20 protein-coding genes are annotated in these 17,900 nt (G+C 44.5%); 19 read left to right on the forward strand and 1 reads right to left on the reverse strand.

Features of this window, described 5'->3' with window-relative positions:
• Positions 1-157 precede the first annotated feature (157 nt).
• The 10 genes from LRR81_RS20430 (at position 158) to rsmI (ending at position 7,413) form a co-directional block, all read left to right on the forward strand.
• Positions 158-358, forward strand: a complete 201-nt coding sequence (locus LRR81_RS20430; RefSeq protein WP_231791269.1) for a sigma factor G inhibitor Gin — start codon at positions 158-160, stop codon at positions 356-358.
• Positions 359-522: 164 nt separating this feature from the next.
• Positions 523-1,953, forward strand: a complete 1,431-nt coding sequence (locus LRR81_RS20435) for an aminotransferase class I/II-fold pyridoxal phosphate-dependent enzyme (RefSeq protein WP_231791270.1) — start codon at positions 523-525, stop codon at positions 1,951-1,953.
• 59 nt (positions 1,954-2,012) lie between these two features.
• Positions 2,013-2,657: a dTMP kinase gene (tmk, locus tag LRR81_RS20440; protein WP_231791321.1), complete on the forward strand. Its 645-nt coding sequence runs from the start codon at positions 2,013-2,015 to the stop codon at positions 2,655-2,657.
• Between the two features lie 44 nt (positions 2,658-2,701).
• Positions 2,702-3,031, forward strand: coding sequence for a cyclic-di-AMP receptor (locus LRR81_RS20445; RefSeq protein ID WP_231791271.1), 330 nt, complete (start codon positions 2,702-2,704; stop codon positions 3,029-3,031).
• A 12-nt stretch (positions 3,032-3,043) separates the two neighbouring features.
• Positions 3,044-3,481 carry a YaaR family protein gene (locus LRR81_RS20450; protein ID WP_231791272.1) on the forward strand — a complete coding sequence of 146 codons (438 nt, stop codon included), beginning with the start codon at positions 3,044-3,046 and terminating at the stop codon, positions 3,479-3,481.
• A gap of 12 nt (positions 3,482-3,493) precedes the next feature.
• Positions 3,494-4,486: a DNA polymerase III subunit delta' gene (holB, locus tag LRR81_RS20455; RefSeq protein ID WP_231791273.1), complete on the forward strand. Its 993-nt coding sequence runs from the start codon at positions 3,494-3,496 to the stop codon at positions 4,484-4,486.
• A 2-nt stretch (positions 4,487-4,488) separates the two neighbouring features.
• The gene (locus tag LRR81_RS20460) at positions 4,489-5,316 is read left to right on the forward strand and encodes a PSP1 domain-containing protein (RefSeq protein WP_231791274.1); all 828 of its coding nucleotides are present in this window, start codon (positions 4,489-4,491) and stop codon (positions 5,314-5,316) included.
• A gap of 10 nt (positions 5,317-5,326) precedes the next feature.
• On the forward strand, positions 5,327-5,701 hold the full coding sequence (yabA, locus tag LRR81_RS20465) for a DNA replication initiation control protein YabA (protein WP_231791275.1): 375 nt from the start codon (positions 5,327-5,329) through the stop codon (positions 5,699-5,701).
• Positions 5,702-5,780: 79 nt separating this feature from the next.
• Positions 5,781-6,527, forward strand: a complete 747-nt coding sequence (locus LRR81_RS20470) for a tRNA1(Val) (adenine(37)-N6)-methyltransferase (protein ID WP_231791276.1) — start codon at positions 5,781-5,783, stop codon at positions 6,525-6,527.
• Positions 6,528-6,540: 13 nt separating this feature from the next.
• Complete coding sequence (gene rsmI / locus LRR81_RS20475) at positions 6,541-7,413, forward strand: 16S rRNA (cytidine(1402)-2'-O)-methyltransferase (RefSeq protein WP_231791277.1); 873 nt, start codon at positions 6,541-6,543, stop codon at positions 7,411-7,413.
• A 331-nt stretch (positions 7,414-7,744) separates the two neighbouring features.
• On the opposite strand, the gene abrB is transcribed toward rsmI, so the two are convergent.
• Entirely contained in the window at positions 7,745-8,026 is a 282-nt protein-coding gene (gene abrB, locus LRR81_RS20480) for a transition state genes transcriptional regulator AbrB (RefSeq protein WP_231791278.1), read from the reverse strand.
• 621 nt (positions 8,027-8,647) lie between these two features.
• On the opposite strand from abrB, the gene metG reads away from it, so the two are divergent.
• The 9 genes from metG to ispE all read left to right on the forward strand — a co-directional run bounded on the left by metG (position 8,648) and on the right by ispE (position 17,880).
• The gene (gene metG, locus LRR81_RS20485) at positions 8,648-10,627 is read left to right on the forward strand and encodes a methionine--tRNA ligase (protein WP_231791279.1); all 1,980 of its coding nucleotides are present in this window, start codon (positions 8,648-8,650) and stop codon (positions 10,625-10,627) included.
• Positions 10,628-10,952: 325 nt separating this feature from the next.
• Entirely contained in the window at positions 10,953-11,720 is a 768-nt protein-coding gene (locus tag LRR81_RS20490; protein WP_231791280.1) for a TatD family hydrolase, read from the forward strand.
• Between the two features lie 247 nt (positions 11,721-11,967).
• Positions 11,968-13,230, forward strand: coding sequence for a ubiquitin-like domain-containing protein (locus LRR81_RS20495; protein ID WP_408631635.1), 1,263 nt, complete (start codon positions 11,968-11,970; stop codon positions 13,228-13,230).
• Between the two features lie 116 nt (positions 13,231-13,346).
• Positions 13,347-13,910 (forward strand): ribonuclease M5, encoded by a 564-nt coding sequence (gene rnmV / locus LRR81_RS20500; protein WP_231791282.1) that lies wholly within the window; start codon positions 13,347-13,349, stop codon positions 13,908-13,910.
• Positions 13,903-14,787: a 16S rRNA (adenine(1518)-N(6)/adenine(1519)-N(6))-dimethyltransferase RsmA gene (rsmA, locus tag LRR81_RS20505; protein WP_231791283.1), complete on the forward strand. Its 885-nt coding sequence runs from the start codon at positions 13,903-13,905 to the stop codon at positions 14,785-14,787. Before rnmV ends, rsmA begins: the two co-directional genes overlap by 8 nt.
• Before the next feature lie 231 nt (positions 14,788-15,018).
• Positions 15,019-15,900: a sporulation peptidase YabG gene (yabG, locus tag LRR81_RS20510; protein ID WP_231791284.1), complete on the forward strand. Its 882-nt coding sequence runs from the start codon at positions 15,019-15,021 to the stop codon at positions 15,898-15,900.
• 361 nt (positions 15,901-16,261) lie between these two features.
• Positions 16,262-16,534 carry a biofilm formation stimulator Veg gene (gene veg, locus LRR81_RS20515; protein ID WP_231791285.1) on the forward strand — a complete coding sequence of 91 codons (273 nt, stop codon included), beginning with the start codon at positions 16,262-16,264 and terminating at the stop codon, positions 16,532-16,534.
• A 164-nt stretch (positions 16,535-16,698) separates the two neighbouring features.
• Positions 16,699-16,884, forward strand: coding sequence for a small, acid-soluble spore protein, alpha/beta type (locus tag LRR81_RS20520; protein WP_231791286.1), 186 nt, complete (start codon positions 16,699-16,701; stop codon positions 16,882-16,884).
• A gap of 126 nt (positions 16,885-17,010) precedes the next feature.
• On the forward strand, positions 17,011-17,880 hold the full coding sequence (gene ispE / locus LRR81_RS20525) for a 4-(cytidine 5'-diphospho)-2-C-methyl-D-erythritol kinase (protein ID WP_231791287.1): 870 nt from the start codon (positions 17,011-17,013) through the stop codon (positions 17,878-17,880).
• Positions 17,881-17,900 lie beyond the last annotated feature (20 nt).

Genomic DNA, 17,900 nt, shown 5'->3' on the forward strand with positions numbered 1-17,900 from the left:
ACCCTTTTTAAAATGGGGACAGAGACCACACCCTCAAGACATACACACACCATCCCGCCTCTACATACACTAAACCATAGGCGCTCGCCCAGTTTATTCGAAATTTTGTATACAATTCAAGCGATCGGGAGAAACTAAGCAGTATGGAGGTGGGAAGATGAGCAAGGATCAAATGGGAAATCAGCTGGAAAGCTGCATTGTCTGTGAAGAAAAGAAGCCTGAGGGGATTCATCTTTACACGAGTTTTATTTGCCATGAATGTGAAGCGGAAATGGTGCGGACGAAGACAGATGAGCCGAGATATTCGTATTTTATTGATAAGCTGAAAAGAGTCAAAACCCCTCCCCTTTATTCCTGATTGCTATTTTTATAGGTTTGATGAGGCCCTCGGGGGGTCTTTTTTTTATGGAGTTTAGTATCTGCATTTGGTCCCTTAGGATGTTTTCAGCTGCCGCAGTTGATATAATTTTGTAGTGCAGGGCAACCTCTGCACAAGTTTGAATAGAAATGGCTGGTGAACAAATGAATACACCGCTTTTTCATGCGTTAAAAAAGCATGCTTTAAAGCACCCGGTTTCTTTTCATGTGCCGGGTCATAAATATGGCAATACTTTTAACCGTGAGGGTTATTCCTTTTATAAAGAGCTGCTGAAGCTCGATGCGACAGAGATTACGGGCTTGGATGATCTTCATGATCCGGGCGGTCCGATTTTGGAGGCGATGGAGCTCGCGGCTGATTTTTATGGAGTGAGAAAAACATATTTTCTTGTGAATGGCACGACGGCAGGCAATTTGGCTATGATTCTGGCTGCGGTGAAGGAAAATGAGGTGGTGCTTGTTCAGCGCAACAGCCATAAATCCATCCTGCATGCATTAGAGCTTGCAGGAGCCTGGCCTGTATTTTTGAGTCCTGATTATGATGATGGACTGCAGGCAGCTGCTTCAGTGACTGAGAGCGTGATTGCAGAGGCGCTTGAGCTGTATCCGGAAGCAAAGGCACTGGTGCTGACGAGTCCGAATTATTACGGAGCTGCGGCTGACTTGTCGGGAATTGTTAAAATGGCGCATGCTAAGAATATTCCAGTGCTTGTGGATGAGGCGCACGGCGCCCATTTTACGCTTGGCGCTCCTTTTCCGACTTCTGCACTGGAAGCTGGTGCAGATATAGCCGTGCATTCTGCTCACAAGACGCTTCCTGCCATGACGATGGGTTCCTATCTTCATTTCAACAGCAGGCTGGTGGATGAGGAGAGAATGGCCTATTATTTAAATGTTCTGCAAAGCAGCAGCCCGTCCTATCCTATTATGGCTTCGCTTGATCTTGCCCGTGCGTACCTGCAGGAAATCAAAGAAGCGGGACGGCTTCCAGGCATACTGGCAGCTGTACATCAAACAAGAGAGGATCTCGCAAGACTGCCGGGCCTATCCTTAATGAAGCCGGCACTTCCTAATTTAAAGGCCGACCCGTTAAAGGCTGCGGTGAAGTCTGTGAGAGGCTTGAGCGGCTTTCGTGTTCAGGAGATCTTTGAGGATTCCGGTTTTTACGGAGAGCTTGCTGAACAGGGGCATTTTCTCTTAGTCCTCCCGCTGGATGAGTGGAATCCTTTTGACGAAAGGTATGGTATACTATGGGAAAACCTATCGCAGGAAAAGGGCAGTGGGAAAGAGGCCGACCCGCTGGCGCCATCTGTTTCAGGTGATGCAATTTCTCCATTGCCGGTTTCATACGCCGGACTGAAAAAGAGGAAGGTGAAGGTGCTTCCTTTTCACATGGCGGCTGGCAGGCTGAGTGCTGAGGCTGTTGTTCCTTATCCTCCCGGTATTCCGCTATTAGCGAGGGGAGAAGTGGTCAATCCTGATCATTTAAGGCAGGCAGAAAGGCTTATGGAGCATGGGACACAGCTTCAGGGCGGCAGGCATTTAGCGGAAAAGCGGCTGGCTGTCTACGAATAAGTACTGATTACTGATGCCTGTATCAGATGAAAAAGGCTAACATAGAAAAGGTGATGTTTTTGAAGGGCTGTTTTATTACGTTTGAGGGGCCTGAAGGGGCCGGTAAAACAACAGTACTTAAGCTTGCTGCAAGCAGGCTTGAGGAAATGGGCATTGAAACTTTAACAACGAGAGAGCCTGGCGGGATAAAAATTGCCGAGCAAATCCGGTCTGTTATTTTAAATAAAGAAAATACGGAAATGGATCCCCGTACAGAGGCTCTTCTATATGCGGCAGCACGCGGCCAGCATATGGCTGAAAAGGTGATTCCAGCCTTAAACGAAGGCAGAACGGTTTTATGCGACCGGTTTATTGACAGCTCGCTTGCTTATCAGGGGCATGCAAGAGGTCTTGGCATTGATGAGGTGCTTGGCATCAATATGTTCGCAACAAGCCATGTGATGCCGGATGCAACGATTTATTTTGATCTTGACCCGGAAACAGGACTTGAGCGGATCAGCAAAAACGAGGACAGGGAAATCAATCGCCTTGATCTGGAGAAAAGAGAATTTCATGAAAAGGTTCAGCAGGGGTACAAGGAAGTGCTTGAACGCTTCCATGGCCGCATCAAAACAGTTGATGCCTCTAAATCTCTTGAAGAAGTAACAGAGGATGTTGTGGAAATTTTATTGAAAGTCATCCCTGGATCTTTAAACCATTCTTAATATGTCTAAAATAATGTCGATACGATAAAGGGAGGCAGTTTTCTATGAAACTTATTATTGCTGTTGTCCAGGACCAGGATAGCCATCATTTATTAAACAGTTTGACAGAGCACAATTTCCGCGTGACTAAGCTTGCGACGACAGGAGGCTTTCTCCGTTCCGGGAACACGACTTTTATGATCGGAACAGAGGATATCCGTGTAGAAAAGGCGCTTGAGCTGATTAAGCAAAATTGTGAATCCAGAGAACAAATGGTTGCACCTGTGTCACCAATGGGAGGCAATGCTGATTCTTATGTTCCTTATCCAATTGAAGTAGAGGTAGGGGGCGCGACAGTGTTTGTCGTTCCTGTTGAAAAATTCCATCAATTTTAAAGGTGACAGGAAATGAAAATAAATCAGGACCTGCGGACAGGCCTGGAGTCGAGAATTCCTCAGCAGGGCAATGCTGCCCCGGCGAGAGGCTTCCATGAGGCAGTCCAAAAGCAGGAAAACAAGCTGCAGATACAGCAGCTGAATAAATTGATCGGTGATCTGGAGACAGCGGGCGCAAAGCTGTCGAAGTCGAGGAACTTTAGCGATCTGGCAAAATTCAAAGGAATAGTAAAGCGGTTTATTAATGAAGCTGTCGATTACGGCCTGAATCTGAAGCAGTCCCGCAGCTGGGATTTTTCAGGAAATGGACGGTCTCTGAATGTCGTCCAGCAGGTTGACAGAAAACTGATTGATTTAACAGATGAAGTGGTTAATAAAGAAAAAGGCAGTCTTGATATTTTGGCGAAAGTCGGCGAAATAAAAGGATTGCTCATTAACTTATATACTTAGAGAGTGATGGCAATGAATAAAACATGGGATGAACTTGCCGGCTACCAGCCAAGAGTGCTTAAGCTGCTTGCAAACAGCATTTCCAAGAAGCGTCTTGCTCACGCTTACCTTTTTGAAGGAAAAAAAGGGACTGGAAAAAAAGAGGTCAGCCTGCTCCTTGCCAAAAGTACATTTTGCGAAAATCTGGATGGCTTTAAGCCGTGCGGCCATTGCCGCAATTGCAGGAGGATTGATTCCGGCAATCATCCGGATGTTCATTATATAGAACCTGATGGCCTTTCCATTAAAAAGAAGCAAATACAGGAGCTTCAGGAGGAATTTTCCAAAACAGGCGTTGAATCCAACAAGAAGGTGTACATTATATCCCAAGCGGATAAAATGACAGTTAATGCGGCCAACAGCCTGCTGAAGTTTCTTGAAGAGCCCAATCGGGAAACGATGGCACTCCTTCTTACAGAACAGGTTCATCAGATTTTGAATACCATTCTTTCGAGGTGCCAGACACTTTCTTTTCACCCGCTTCCTTCCCAGACGATCCGGAATGAGCTGGTGAAAAGCGGAGTTCCGCTGCATCTCGCAGGAATTGCATCCCAGCTTACGAATAATCTGGAAGATGCCATCGAATTAAGTCGAAATGATTGGTTTGCAGAAGCCCGATCGAAAGTGATAAAATTGTATGAAGCTTTATTATCACGTAAAGATCAGGCAATCATTTATGTCCACACGCAATGGATGCCGTTTTTCACAGATAAAGACCTTCAAGAGCGGGGACTAGATTTGCTTCTATATTTATATAAAGATGTCATATCCATTCAAGTTGGACAAGAAGATGCTGCTGTGTATAAAGACCAGATGGAGTCTTTGCGCCAGCATGCCCTGCAGATTACGCAGCAGTCAGCTGCCGGGCACATCGAAACCATTTTGGAAGCTAAGAAAAAGCTTCAGTCCAACGTAAACCCGCAGCTCTTGATGGAACAATTGGTTTTAACGCTGCAGGAGGGATAACCTTGTATAAAGTAGTAGGCGTCCGTTTTAAGAAAGCGGGCAAAATATATTACTTCGATCCGAATGGATTTCAAATAGAAAACAGCGATTTTGTTATCGTTGAAACAGTCAGAGGCATTGAGTTTGGAAAGGTCGTCATTAGCGAAAAGCAGGTAGGCGAGAATGATATTGTGCTTCCGCTGAAAAAGGTGCTTCGCGTCGCTGATGCAAAAGACCGCCTTATAGTAGAAGAAAATCAACAGGCTGCAAAGGATGCGTATGAAGTCTGCCAGCAGAAGGTTGCTCAGCATGGACTGGATATGAAGCTGGTTGATGTAGAGTACACCTTTGACCGCAACAAAGTCATTTTTTACTTTACGGCTGACGGGCGCGTTGACTTCCGCGAGCTTGTAAAGGATCTTGCCTCCATCTTTAAGACACGGATTGAATTAAGACAAATCGGTGTCCGCGACGAAGCAAAGATGCTTGGGGGAATCGGTCCCTGCGGCAGAATGCTTTGCTGCTCCACCTTCCTTGGGGACTTTGAGCCAGTTTCCATTAAGATGGCCAAGGACCAAAATCTTTCTCTTAATCCTACAAAAATATCCGGTCTGTGCGGAAGGCTTATGTGCTGCCTGAAATATGAAAATGACGAGTACGAGTCAGCCAAAGAGCTGCTGCCAGATGTAGGAGAAATGATTGGAACTCCGAACGGCCGAGGCAAAGTTGTCGGGCTTAATATTCTGGAGCGCATTCTCCAGGTTCAGCTGCTGGATAAGGATTATACAGTAGAATTTAACTGGGATGAATTGAATCAGGAAGGCGCCGTTCCCATGCAGTCCACAGAATGAGGTGGAAATCTTGGAGAAAAAAGAAATCTTCGAATCTTTCAGCAGTATGGAAGAGCAAATTGGCTCTCTGTATGGACAGCTTGGAGAAATGAAGCAGCATATTGCAGAACTGATCGAAGAAAACCATGCACTAACGATTGAAAATCAAAATTTAAGGCGCAGAATGGAAGCTATGGCTGCACCCTTTACAAAATCCCTTAAAGGTCAGTCGAAGGACAAGGGAAAAGGGGCGGAGCCTAAAGAAGCGGTCATTGATATTGGTGAGGGGTATGATAACCTCGCCAGACTTTATCAGGAAGGCTTTCATATTTGCAACATTCACTACGGCAGCCTTCGAAAAGATGGCGATTGCCTCTTTTGCCTGTCATTTTTGAACAAGAAATAGCAGCACCCGGCTTCCTTGCTTATGGGAAGCCTTTTTTATGGAGAAATTAGAAATACAATAGAAGGAGTTAGTTTTCAACATGATTGAATTGACCGGAGATGAAAGGCTGGACTATTTATTAGCGGAGGATTTGCGGATTGTGCAAAGCCCATCTGTTTTTGCTTTTTCACTGGATGCGGTCCTGCTGTCTAAATTTGCATATTTGCCGATTCGAAAAGGGAATATCGTTGATCTTTGTTCCGGCAACGGCGTCATCCCGCTCCTGATCAGTACAAGAACGAATGCTTCCATCACAGGGGTTGAGATTCAGGAAAGGCTGTACGGAATGGCTGTGAAAAGCATCCGCTACAACAGGCTGGAAGAACAGATCAGTATGGTGCACGGTGATTTGAAGGATATGCCGAAGGAGCTCGGTTACGGGAAATTTGATGTGGTGACGTGCAATCCTCCTTATTTTAAAACCCCTAATAAAAGAGAAATGAACGCAAATGATCATTTGGCCATCGCCAGGCATGAAATTTTCTGCACATTGGAAGATGTGGTAAGGGTAAGCAGCCAGCTGCTTAAAATCGGGGGCAAAGCAGCATTTGTCCATCGGCCTGGGCGTTTAATTGATATTATAGAATTGATGAGGCAATATCGCCTTGAGCCAAAGCGCATTCAATTTGTATACCCGAGGCAGGGGAAGGAAGCGAACACTTTATTAATAGAAGGAATAAAGGGCGGACAGCCTGATTTAAAGATTTTGCCTCCGCTTTATGTGTATGATAGCGCCGGAGAATATACAGAAGAGGTGCGGCACATTCTGTATGGAGAGAAAGAGTAAAGGAGGGCATGGGATGCAGACACAGCAAAGCTTTAAAGACAGCGGTTCTTTAGGAAAGCTCTACCTCATACCGACCCCGATAGGAAATCTTGAGGACATGACCTTCCGAGCCATCAATATGTTAAAAGAAGCGGATTTGATTGCAGCTGAAGATACCAGGCAGACAAAGAAACTCTGCAACTACTTTGAAATTAACACGCCGCTTACGAGCCACCATGAACACAACAAAGAAAGCAGCAGCCATAAGCTGCTGAATTTATTAAGAGAAGGAAAAACAATTGCAGTTGTGAGTGATGCCGGAATGCCGACAATTTCAGACCCTGGCAGCGAGCTTGTACGGGATGCTGTAATGGAAGGCATTACAGTTGTGCCGCTGCCTGGTGCCAATGCGGCGCTTACCGCACTGATTGCTTCCGGGATCACTCCTCAGCCGTTCCTTTTTTATGGGTTTTTGGAAAGGCAGAAAAAGGAGAAGAAAAAAGAACTGGAAGAGCTGAAGCATTACAGGGAAACGCTGATTTTTTATGAGTCACCCCATCGTCTCAAAGAAACGCTTCGTGTAATGGCGGAAATCTTTGGCGACCGGCAAGTGTCTCTCAGCAGGGAACTGACAAAGAAATTCGAGGAGTTTATCAGAGGCTCGCTTCAGGAAGTGTTGGTATGGGCGGAAGAAAACGAAGCAAGAGGAGAGTTTTGCCTTGTCGTTGAAGGAACAAAAGAGGTCCGTGAGGTCGTGGATGAAGCATGGTGGAGCGAACTGGCCATACGGGAGCATGTAGAGGCTTATATAGAAAAGGGGCATTCCTCCAAAGAGGCCATTAAACTTGCTGCCTCAGACAGGGGTATGCAAAAACGCGACGTTTATCAGGCTTACCATATCGATTGATCAGGCAAAAGAAAAGCGACAGCAGCTCAGATCGGACCTAGCGGCTGATTTAATTTCTTACAATCAGCTATCGAAGTAAACTTATAAATTCTGATCTTAAAATACTCTGTTAAAGAAGAATGCTGATTTTTACGCACCTGTTGATCTACGTTCCAGGCGGGAGACTCCTGCGGGAGCAGCGGGACAGGTGAGACCCCAGAGGCGCTAAAGCGCCGAGGAGGCTCACCGCCCGCCCCGCGGAAAGCGGACGCCTGCAACGAAAATCAACAGCCAAATTTAACAGAGCCCAAAATAAAAACCCCTCCGCTGCCGGAGGGGTTTTTCATGACAATTATTTTGTTTGAAATTGGTTCTGAATTTCTTTAATAATTTGTTCTGCGCCTTCTTTGCTAAGAACCAATTTACCGTTCGCTAAAGAAAGGTTGTCGTCAGAAACTTCACCAGTTACCTGGCAAGTCATGTTTGGTTTGTATTTTTTCAAGATGATTTTTTCATCGTCTACATAAATTTCCAAAGCGTCTTTTTCAGCAATGCCCAGTGTTCTGCGCAATTCGATTGGAATAACTACGCGTCCTAGTTCGTCAACTTTCCGTACAATACCTGTAGATTTCATCGTTTCAATCTCCTCCCAGTTTAACCTTCTCTATGTTGTTTTTCTTTTAACTTCGTCATTTTTCGACAAAATTTACTTGCTTCATTAGCATATCAGTGTTTCCAAAATACGTCAATATTTTTACTTGAGATAATGTAAAGATAGGACGACGAAATCAAGAAAGTCTTGATAGCATAGGCTTCTTTCTACTTAAGTACCCACAAAAATAGGAAAATAAACCTAAAAAAGGCAGCGGAATATTATCAGGGTGATAACTTTTCCTAGATTGGTGTTATGGTCAGTATAAACAACATTCGACATATTTCAACATGATTCTTGTAAAAGGGATCATTTGGTACAATTGGCAGCATTATATTATTCCGCGCAGCTTTGAATTTTTTGTCCATAGTCTGGTATATTTTCTTGATATTGAAGGCTAAGATGGTATCATAATTATAGAAACGAGAACCTATGTGCTCTCGTCCATTAAGGGCGGGAGCTTTCTTCCTAAGTAAGGAAGTATGGCTTATTTAAATTGGGCTGGATTGCATAATGTCAGTTGGTGTCCAGCTTCAGCTCCAGGCCCTCGAAGGATTTACCCGAGGCTGGTTTTTTCTAATCTGCACCAGGGAGGGAAAAAGTATGGAAAACAAAAAAACGTTTTATTTAACAACTCCAATTTACTATCCAAGCGGAAACTTACATATTGGCCATGCCTATACAACAACGGCGGGCGATGCAATGGCGAGATATAAGCGCATGCGCGGTTTTGATGTGATGTATTTAACAGGTACTGATGAGCATGGGCAAAAAATTCAGCGCAAAGCAGAAGAACAGAACATCAGTCCTCTGGAATATGTTGACGGAATCGTTTCCGGAATCAAATCGCTGTGGAATATGATGGACATTTCATACGATGACTTTATCCGTACGACAGAAGAACGCCATAAAACAGTTGTTGAGAAAATTTTCAAACAGCTGCTTGATCAAGGTGATATCTATCTTGATGAATATGAAGGCTGGTACTCAGTACCTGATGAAACATACTACACAGCACACCAGCTTGTTGACCCGGTTATGGAAGACGGAAAAGTTGTCGGAGGGAAAAGCCCTGACAGCGGTCATCCGGTTGAACTCGTGAAAGAACAGTCTTATTTCTTCAAAATGGGGAAATATGCGGACAGGCTTCTGAAGTTTTATGAAGAAAATCCTTCTTTTATTCAGCCTGAATCGCGCAAAAATGAAATGATCAACAACTTTATCAAGCCTGGACTGGAAGATTTGGCAGTATCCAGGACTTCCTTTGACTGGGGAGTAAAAGTGCCGGGAGATCCAAAGCATGTGGTTTATGTATGGATTGATGCTTTATCCAATTACATCACTGCACTGGGCTATGGATCTGATCATCAGGAAAAGTATGAGAAATATTGGCCTGCTGATGTTCATATTGTAGGAAAAGAAATTGTCCGTTTCCATACAATCTACTGGCCGATTATGCTGATGGCGCTGGATCTTCCTCTTCCGAAGAAGGTTTTTGCCCATGGCTGGCTATTGATGAAGGATGGCAAAATGTCCAAATCAAAAGGCAATGTAGTAGACCCTGTAACATTGATCGACCGCTATGGCCTTGATGCCCTTCGCTATTATCTGCTGAGAGAGGTTCCGTTCGGATCTGACGGCGTCTTTACACCAGAAGGGTTTGTGGAAAGACTGAATTATGATCTGGCCAATGATCTTGGCAACCTCCTGAACAGAACGGTTGCGATGATCCAAAAATATTTTGAAGGACGCATCCCGAACTACAGCGGTGCAGTAACAGAATTTGATCAGGCTCTGGCTGATATGAACAAAGCCACAGTGGAGCGCTATGAAGAAGCGATGGAAAAAATGGAATTCTCCGTTGCGCTTTCATCCATTTGGCAGCTTGTCAGCCGTACAAATAAATACATCGATGAAACACAGCCATGGGTCCTGGCTAAAGATGAATCTCATAAAGAACTGCTGCAATCAGTTATGTATCACCTGGCTGAATCCCTCAGAAGAATTGGCATTCTGCTTCAGCCATTCCTGACAGCAGCTCCTGAAAAAATCTTTAAGCAGCTTGGCGTAACAGACAGCAGTCTTAAAACGTGGGAAAGCCTTGAAACATTCGGCAGTCTCGGCGAAACAGCTGTCGGTGAATCAGAACCAATTTTCCCTCGTCTTGATATGAAAGAAGAAGTGGAATATATTAAAGACCAAATGAAAGGCAGCGCGCCTGTTGAAGATTTGGCTGAAAAAACAGCAGAAGAAAAGACTCCTGAGATCACGATCGACGACTTCTTTAATGTCGACCTGCGCGTAGCAGAAGTAGTCGCGGCAGAGCCGGTAAAAAAAGCGGATAAGCTGCTGAAGCTTCAGCTGGATCTTGGATATGAAAAACGCCAGGTTGTCTCAGGCATTGCCAAATTTTATACTCCTGAAGAGCTTGTCGGAAAGAAAGTTATATGTGTTTCGAACCTGAAGCCAGTCAAGTTAAGGGGCGAGCTTTCGCAGGGAATGATTTTAGCGGGTGAATCTGACGGGAAGCTGTCACTCACGTCTGTTGATCAAACATTGGCAAACGGTACTAGAATCAAATAAATTGTCGAAAGAGGTGTTTCACGTGTAACATTCTGGTGAACGCCTCTTTTTTTATGTGCAAATCTATTGTTAAAGAAGGTTGATTTTTCGCACCTGTTGATGGAAGTGGCAGGCGGGAGACTCCTGCGGGAGCAGCGGGACAGGTGAGACCCCGCAGGCGCTAAAGCGCCGGCTCACCGCCCGCCCCGCGGAAAGCGGACGCCTGAAACGGAAATTAACAGTCAAATTTAAAAGAGCCCATTCTTTATTGCTCTGCATTGAAAAAGCAGTTGTTAACCAAAATAGGTATAAATAGAACCAGCCAAAAAAGAAAGGAGATTTTTCCATGCTTTTTGATACCCACGCCCATTTAAACGATCTGCAATACGAAGATGATTTATTAGAGGTTATGAACAGAGCAAGAGAGGAAGGGGTGGAAAATATTGTTGTTGTCGGCTTTGATCGCCCTACGATCGTTAAAGCAATGGAGCTGACAGAAACATACGACTTTATTTATGCTGCAGTAGGCTGGCATCCAGTCGATGCAATTGATATGACGGATGATGATTTAAATTGGATTAAGGAGCTTGCTTCCCATCCTAAAGTTGTAGCGCTTGGAGAAATGGGGCTTGATTACCATTGGGATAAGTCTCCGAAGGATGTACAAAAAGAAGTTTTTAAAAAGCAGATTGCTCTCGCAAAAGAAGTTAAGCTGCCGATTATTATACATAACAGGGATGCCACTCAAGATGTATTGGATATTCTTCAATCAGAAGGAGCGGAAGAGGTTGGAGGCATTATGCACTGCTTTACAGGGAGCGTTGAAGTTGCCAGGCAATGCATTGATATGAATTTTTATATCTCGCTTGGCGGTCCTGTTACCTTCAAAAATGCGAAAAAACCGAAGGAAGTAGCTGCTGAAATTCCACTGGACAAGCTGCTGATTGAGACCGACTGCCCTTATTTGGCTCCTCACCCATTAAGAGGCAAACGGAATGAACCGTCTTATATTCGATATGTAGCCGAGGAAATTGCCAATTTAAGGGGTATGACAGCTGACGAGGTAGGAAGCCAAACAACGGAAAATGCAAAGAAATTTTTCGGCATTTCCTGATAACGGATGCTGTCGAAATTGTTAGAAGCCTGTTCCGGCAGGCTTCATTCCGATTGATTCTATCGTTCTTTTGACCTGTAAAGGATATCTTTTGTCGATAACTAGTCCTTTCATTTCCGGCAGTTTTTCAGCATAATAGTGACACGTGTTACAATTTTAAGAAAAAAGTGGTGAGGGTTGACAGGTGAAATTTTACTCTATATAATCACCGAAGGATAAGGAGGCGTTTTTTATATTGCTAAAAAATATGAAAAAGCTATTTTCCGAAAGAATGAGTAAGAGTAAAGTTATTCTTTCTGCCGCTAGCTTACTAGTCTTAGGAACCGGTACAGCATTTGGTACATATGAGGGATCAAAGAAGGATGTCTCGGTTGATATCAACGGCAAACAGGAAAAAATTAGAACACATGCAGAAACCGTTGGCGCTTTGCTTAAGGAATTAAAAATAGATCCAGATAAAGAAGACAGGCTTTCCGCAGCAGAAAGCACTGTGCTCAGGAATAACATGAACATCGTGTTTCAAGACGCTGTACCTGTGAAGGTTGTGACAGACGGTCAAGAAAAGACTGTTATGACAGCTGCCCGATCGGTAGGAGATGTCCTGAAGGAAGAAAACATGGCGCTTGGCCAGCACGATAAAATCAGCCCATCGCTTGCTGAGCCAGTGAAGAAGGATACGGAAATCAGCATCAGCCGTGCATTCGCATTGAACATAAATGATGGCGGGAAAAAAGGAAAAGCTTGGACCACTTCGACTACTGTCGCTGACTTTTTGAAAGATCGAAACATTAAACTCAACCGTTATGATAAAGTTGAGCCTGAATTAGACCATGCCTTGCGGCCAAATGAAACCGTAAGTGTACTGCGTGTAGAAAAAGTCACCGATGTAGTGGAAGAACCGATAGATTTTGCTGTTGTTAAAAAGCATGATGGCGACCTGGAAAAAGGACGGGAAAAAGTTCTGGAGCCAGGCGAAAAAGGGAAACAAGCTAAACACTTTTTAGTGGTCCGCAAAAATGGCAAAGAAGTAGGCCGCAGACTAATCAGTGTCAAAACACTCGAAGATAGTGCGGACCGCATTGTTGCAGTCGGTACGAAGCAGCAGCCGAAAGCAGTGCCGGTCAGCACAAATGCAGGCAGTAAACCGAGTAAAAAATCAAGCGCAAAATCAAGCGCAAAAGTTAAGCCCGTAAACGTTTCCCGGGGCAGCGGTTCTGTGTCCAAAGAAATGTATGTGACCTCTACAGCCTATACAGCAAGCTGCAGCGGCTGTTCAGGCAAAACAGTAACTGGTGTTAATTTGAAGGCCAATCCAAATGCAAAAGTGATTGCGGTGGATCCCGATGTGATCCCGCTTGGAACGAAAGTGTATGTGGAAGGCTATGGGTATGCAGTTGCCGCTGATACAGGCTCAGCCATTAACGGCCATAAAATCGATGTATTTTTCCCTGACAGCGCAAGTGCCTACAAATGGGGAAACAAGAAAGTGAAAATTAAAATTCTAAACTAGACTGACCGCAGAGGGTGTCATGCCCTCTGTTTTTTTTGCTGTCTTTTTTGCTATTATAGAGTTTATAATCATTAGACGAAATGATGAGCTTGAATGTTTCAGCTCTGGAGGAAATAATGAAAATAAAAGAAATCATTGTGGTGGAGGGCAGAGATGATACCGCAGCCATCAAGCGGGCGGTTGCTGCCGATACAATTGAAACAAATGGATCTGCTGTAGGTGAAAGCGTCCTGGAGCAAATTCGCCTTGCGAAGGAGACGAGAGGGGTCATTATTTTTACAGATCCCGATTTCCCAGGTGAAAAAATCAGGCACACGGTTTCCCAGGCAGTACCTGGATGCAAGCATGCTTTTATTCCAAAGGAATCAGCAAAGCCGAAGCATGGGAGAGGCATAGGAGTCGAGCATGCTTCACCTGAAGCGATCAGGGCAGCACTGTCTGCTGTACAGGAGGAAATGACTGATGCCCCTCTGGTGATCACAGGAGAGGATTTGCTTGATGCCGGACTGATTGGCCATCCGCTGGCTAAAGCCCGGAGAGAAAAGCTTGGAGCGCTTCTCCGAATTGGTTATGCTAATGGCAAACAGCTTCAGAAACGCCTTCATATGTTTCAGATTTCCCGTGAAGCTTTTGGACGTGCCATAAATGAGATTTTGCAGGAGGAAGCAAGACATGATTAAAGATATCGCAACGCCTGCCAGAACAAGAGAAATTCTTGATAAACACGGCTTTTCATTTAAAAAGAGCCTTGGACAGAACTTTCTGATCGATACAAATATTCTGCACCGCATTGCAGATCACGCTGACATCACTTCGGAAACAGGAGTTATTGAAGTGGGTCCCGGCATCGGTGCTTTGACGGAGCAGCTTGCCAAGCGGGCAAAAAAAGTAGTTGCATTTGAAATTGACCAGCGGCTTCTTCCGATTTTGGCTGATACACTATCTCCTTATAAAAACGTCAGCATTATTCATGAAGATATACTGAAGGCTGATGTCAGGAAGGTTATAGAAGAGGAATTTGCTGACTGTAAGGAAATCGTTGTTTGTGCAAATCTTCCCTACTATGTGACCACACCGATTATTATGAAGCTGCTTGAGGACAGGCTGCCTCTTCAGCGCATTGTCGTGATGCTGCAGAAGGAAGTAGCGGACAGGATAGCCGCATCTCCGTCTACAAAGGAATACGGGTCGCTTTCGATTGCTGTACAGTATTATACAGAAGCCAAAACGGTCATGTCGGTTCCAAAAACCGTTTTTGTTCCTCAGCCGAATGTTGATTCTGCCGTCATCCGGCTGGAAAGAAGGAACTCCCCGCAAGTGCAGGTGCAAAATGAAGATTACTTCTTCCAGGTTGTGAGAGGAAGCTTTGTACAGCGCCGAAAAACGATCCTGAACAACCTGATGCAAACTCTTCCTGATGGCAAGGCGAGAAAGCCTCTGATCGAGCAGGCATTAGCAGAGGCTTCTGTTGATCCGCGAAGAAGGGGAGAATCGCTTTCCATCGGTGAGTTTGCCGTGCTGAGCGAAAAATTGAATGAGCTGCTGGCGCCTGAATAACCTCAGGTGCTTTTTTTGTGCTGTTTTTAGAGAGAATCTGCTTTTTTAACAAACGCCCTTCCCTGCAACTGATAAGATGCTTGAAACAGTCTGCCGGATTGGTTTTGGAAACCAGCTGACCCTGCACACTGGAAATTCCTAATCACTCTTTCTCCCTTGCTTTCATAGGCTGAAAAAGGAAGTAATCAGAGGCAGTAGGCGATCCAAAATTGATATTTTGGAGTGAAAAGAATGCAGATAAGAATTGGAGACATCGTCGCCCGAAAATCGTATCAGCTGGATATGCTGTTTCGGGTCATTGATATTAAACAGACAAACCAAGGCACTTATACAGCCGTACTTTATGGGGAAGAGTTCCGTCTGGTGGCTGACGCTCCCTGCACAGACCTGCTGATCATCAATGAGCGGGAGCACAGGAGCAGGCAGGCGGAGGAGAAGGAGAAGCTTGAGCAGTCCTTGTACCTGTTCGCTCAGGATTATCAGCTTCTGAGGGAAAAAGAGGAGTTTTATGCAACGGACAGCTACAATCACCAGGAAGATTTTTTTCACATTCCCGGAAAGGTGCTGCATATGGATGGAGATGCCCTTTACCTCCAAAAGTGCCTGACCTTATACGAAAAAATCGGTGTGCCGGTTTATGGGGTTCACTGTCCTGAGAAAGAAATGCCGGATAAAGTAGCTGGCCTGATGGATAAATACAGGCCTGACATTCTTGTTGTGACAGGACATGATGCTTATTCGAAAATAAAGGGAGAAATGAGCGACATTAACGCTTACAGGCATTCCAAGCATTTTGTTCAAACTGTGCAAAATGCAAGGAAGAAGGTTCCGCACCTGGATCAGCTTGTTATTTTTGCCGGTGCCTGTCAGTCCCATTTTGAATCCTTGATCCATGCAGGAGCCAACTTTGCGAGCTCTCCTTCAAGGGTCAATATTCATGCCCTTGATCCTGTCTACATCGTTGCGAAAATCAGCTTTACTCCGTTTGTTGAAAGGATCAATGTTTGGGAGGTATTAAAAAATACGCTGACCCGCCAGAAGGGCCTTGGCGGGATTGAAACGAAAGGCGTACTGAGAACAGGCATGCCTTATAAGCGGGTAAATCTGGAATGATGCTGCTCTTTATTATAAAGAGCGGCTTTTTTTATTGGCTAAGTCTAACTGCTGCTTCAGAAGCCATTCTCATTTTTAAAAAGACTGTCGGATTTTGAAGTAATAAGAAAGACTTTGCGGCAGTGACCGCTTCCTTGGGGAGCGCTGCTATAAAGATTCTGCGCACTAATAGCGGCAAAGACGAACTTTTTTAAAATAATATACATATAAATATCGGTTCCTGTGCAAAATAGTTGTTGAAGGTTCGTGTATTTTGTTGAAAATATTTTATTGACAACTAAGTTTTCCTGCTGTTATAATTTAAATTTTATTTGACTTACATAGTGATAAGCGTTATAATAGAACTAGTGAGGTGGATGCAGTGGCTAAAACTTTGTCTGATATTAAAAAAGTATTAGATCTGAATCTAGGCAAACGATTGACGTTAAAGGCTAACGGAGGACGCAAGAAAACAATTGAGCGATCCGGTGTTTTGGCTGAGACCTATCCAGCAGTATTCGTTATTGAGCTTGATCAGGAAGAAAATGCTTTTGAAAGAGTTTCTTACAGCTATGCCGATGTTCTCACCGAAACAGTTCAAATAACTTTTTCAGAACATGATCATTCAGGTTCTATCGCACTAAGCGGGCAGTAGACAACAGGTTTGCTGCTTTTTTTTGTTGTGAAATGAGAACGCTTTCTCCGCTTATGGGTGCTTTAGCAATTTTTAACCTGTAAGCTTTGTCCCTCTCTGCATATACTAACAGGGCATCGAATTTGGTGTGCTTGTCTAATATGCCTTGAAGGGGAGTCATTTCAATGGGCCGACGAAGAGGAATTATGTCTGAAAGCTTTAAATATGAATTGGCAAAGGACCTTGGCTTTTATGAGACAGTGAAAAATGAAGGCTGGGGAGCGATCCGCGCCCGCGATGCCGGTAATATGACAAAGAGGGCCATCGAGCTTGCTCAGCAGCATCTTGCCGAGCGTTCCAGCGAGAGGTAATCTTTACGGCCGGAGCATTTATGCTTCGGCCTTTTGAATATGGACAGTTCGCATTTATTCCGTGCTTTTCTGATAAATATGGTACAATGTTGATACATTTCAGTTCGTTTAAAGTAGGTGAACATTTTGCGTGTTTTGGAAAAAGCACCGGCAAAGATTAATTTATCACTTGATGTTTTACATAAACGCCCAGATGGCTATCATGAGGTTCAGATGATTATGACAACGATCGACTTAGCCGATCATCTGGAGCTGACAGAGCTTGAAAAAGATGAAATTCGGATTATGTCCCATAACCGGTTTGTACCGGATGATCACCGGAATCTCGCTTATCAGGCTGCAAAGATATTAAAAGAGCGCTGCGGCATTAAAAAAGGCGTTTCGATCAGCATTACAAAAACCATTCCTGTGGCAGCGGGACTTGCCGGGGGAAGCAGTGATGCAGCTGCAGCTTTAAGAGGACTCAACAGACTTTGGAATCTCGGCCTCAGTATGAATGAACTCGCTGAGATTGGAGCTGAAATCGGATCGGATGTTTCGTTCTGTGTTTATGGCGGAACAGCAATTGCAACAGGCAGAGGAGAGAAAATCCAGCTGATCTCGCCCCCGCCCCATTGCTGGGTCATTTTAGCGAAGCCGACGATAGGGGTTTCAACAGCCGAGATTTACCGCCATCTTGATTTGAAAAATGTAAAGCATCCAAATGTGGATGCGATGGTAAAAGCACTCGAAAACAAAAGCTATGAGGACATTTGTGACAATCTCGGAAATGTACTTGAGGATGTTACGCTCAGCCGCTATCCGGAAGTAGCCATGCTTAAAGAGCAAATGAAGCGATTCGGTGCTGACGCTGTTTTAATGAGCGGCAGCGGGCCGACTGTTTTTGGGTTTGTTCAATATGAATCAAAAGTAAGCCGGATATACAACGGCCTGCGGGGCTTCTGTGATCAGGTTTTTGCGGTCAGAATGCTGGGGGACTGCCAAGACCTTGATTAAATACCGGATATTAAGTTATA

The sequence above is a fragment of the Metabacillus kandeliae genome (genome assembly GCF_021166585.1).
GTDB lineage: Bacteria > Bacillota > Bacilli > Bacillales > Bacillaceae > Metabacillus_B > Metabacillus_B kandeliae.

Bases quoted from the DNA above. Each gene is read 5' to 3' on its own strand.
- LRR81_RS20430 (WP_231791269.1), top strand. From the start codon at position 158: ATGAGCAAGGATCAAATGGGAAATCAGCTGGAAAGCTGCATTGTCTGT.
- yabG (WP_231791284.1), top strand. From the start codon at position 15,019: ATGCAGATAAGAATTGGAGACATCGTCGCCCGAAAATCGTATCAGCTG.
- LRR81_RS20445 (WP_231791271.1), top strand. From the start codon at position 2,702: ATGAAACTTATTATTGCTGTTGTCCAGGACCAGGATAGCCATCATTTA.
- abrB (WP_231791278.1), bottom strand. From the start codon at position 8,026: ATGAAATCTACAGGTATTGTACGGAAAGTTGACGAACTAGGACGCGTA.
- holB (WP_231791273.1), top strand. From the start codon at position 3,494: ATGAATAAAACATGGGATGAACTTGCCGGCTACCAGCCAAGAGTGCTT.
- LRR81_RS20520 (WP_231791286.1), top strand. From the start codon at position 16,699: ATGGGCCGACGAAGAGGAATTATGTCTGAAAGCTTTAAATATGAATTG.
- LRR81_RS20495 (WP_408631635.1), top strand. From the start codon at position 11,968: ATGAAAAAGCTATTTTCCGAAAGAATGAGTAAGAGTAAAGTTATTCTT.
- rsmA (WP_231791283.1), top strand. From the start codon at position 13,903: ATGATTAAAGATATCGCAACGCCTGCCAGAACAAGAGAAATTCTTGAT.
- LRR81_RS20470 (WP_231791276.1), top strand. From the start codon at position 5,781: ATGATTGAATTGACCGGAGATGAAAGGCTGGACTATTTATTAGCGGAG.
- rnmV (WP_231791282.1), top strand. From the start codon at position 13,347: ATGAAAATAAAAGAAATCATTGTGGTGGAGGGCAGAGATGATACCGCA.
- LRR81_RS20435 (WP_231791270.1), top strand. From the start codon at position 523: ATGAATACACCGCTTTTTCATGCGTTAAAAAAGCATGCTTTAAAGCAC.
- LRR81_RS20450 (WP_231791272.1), top strand. From the start codon at position 3,044: ATGAAAATAAATCAGGACCTGCGGACAGGCCTGGAGTCGAGAATTCCT.
- LRR81_RS20490 (WP_231791280.1), top strand. From the start codon at position 10,953: ATGCTTTTTGATACCCACGCCCATTTAAACGATCTGCAATACGAAGAT.
- rsmI (WP_231791277.1), top strand. From the start codon at position 6,541: ATGCAGACACAGCAAAGCTTTAAAGACAGCGGTTCTTTAGGAAAGCTC.
- metG (WP_231791279.1), top strand. From the start codon at position 8,648: ATGGAAAACAAAAAAACGTTTTATTTAACAACTCCAATTTACTATCCA.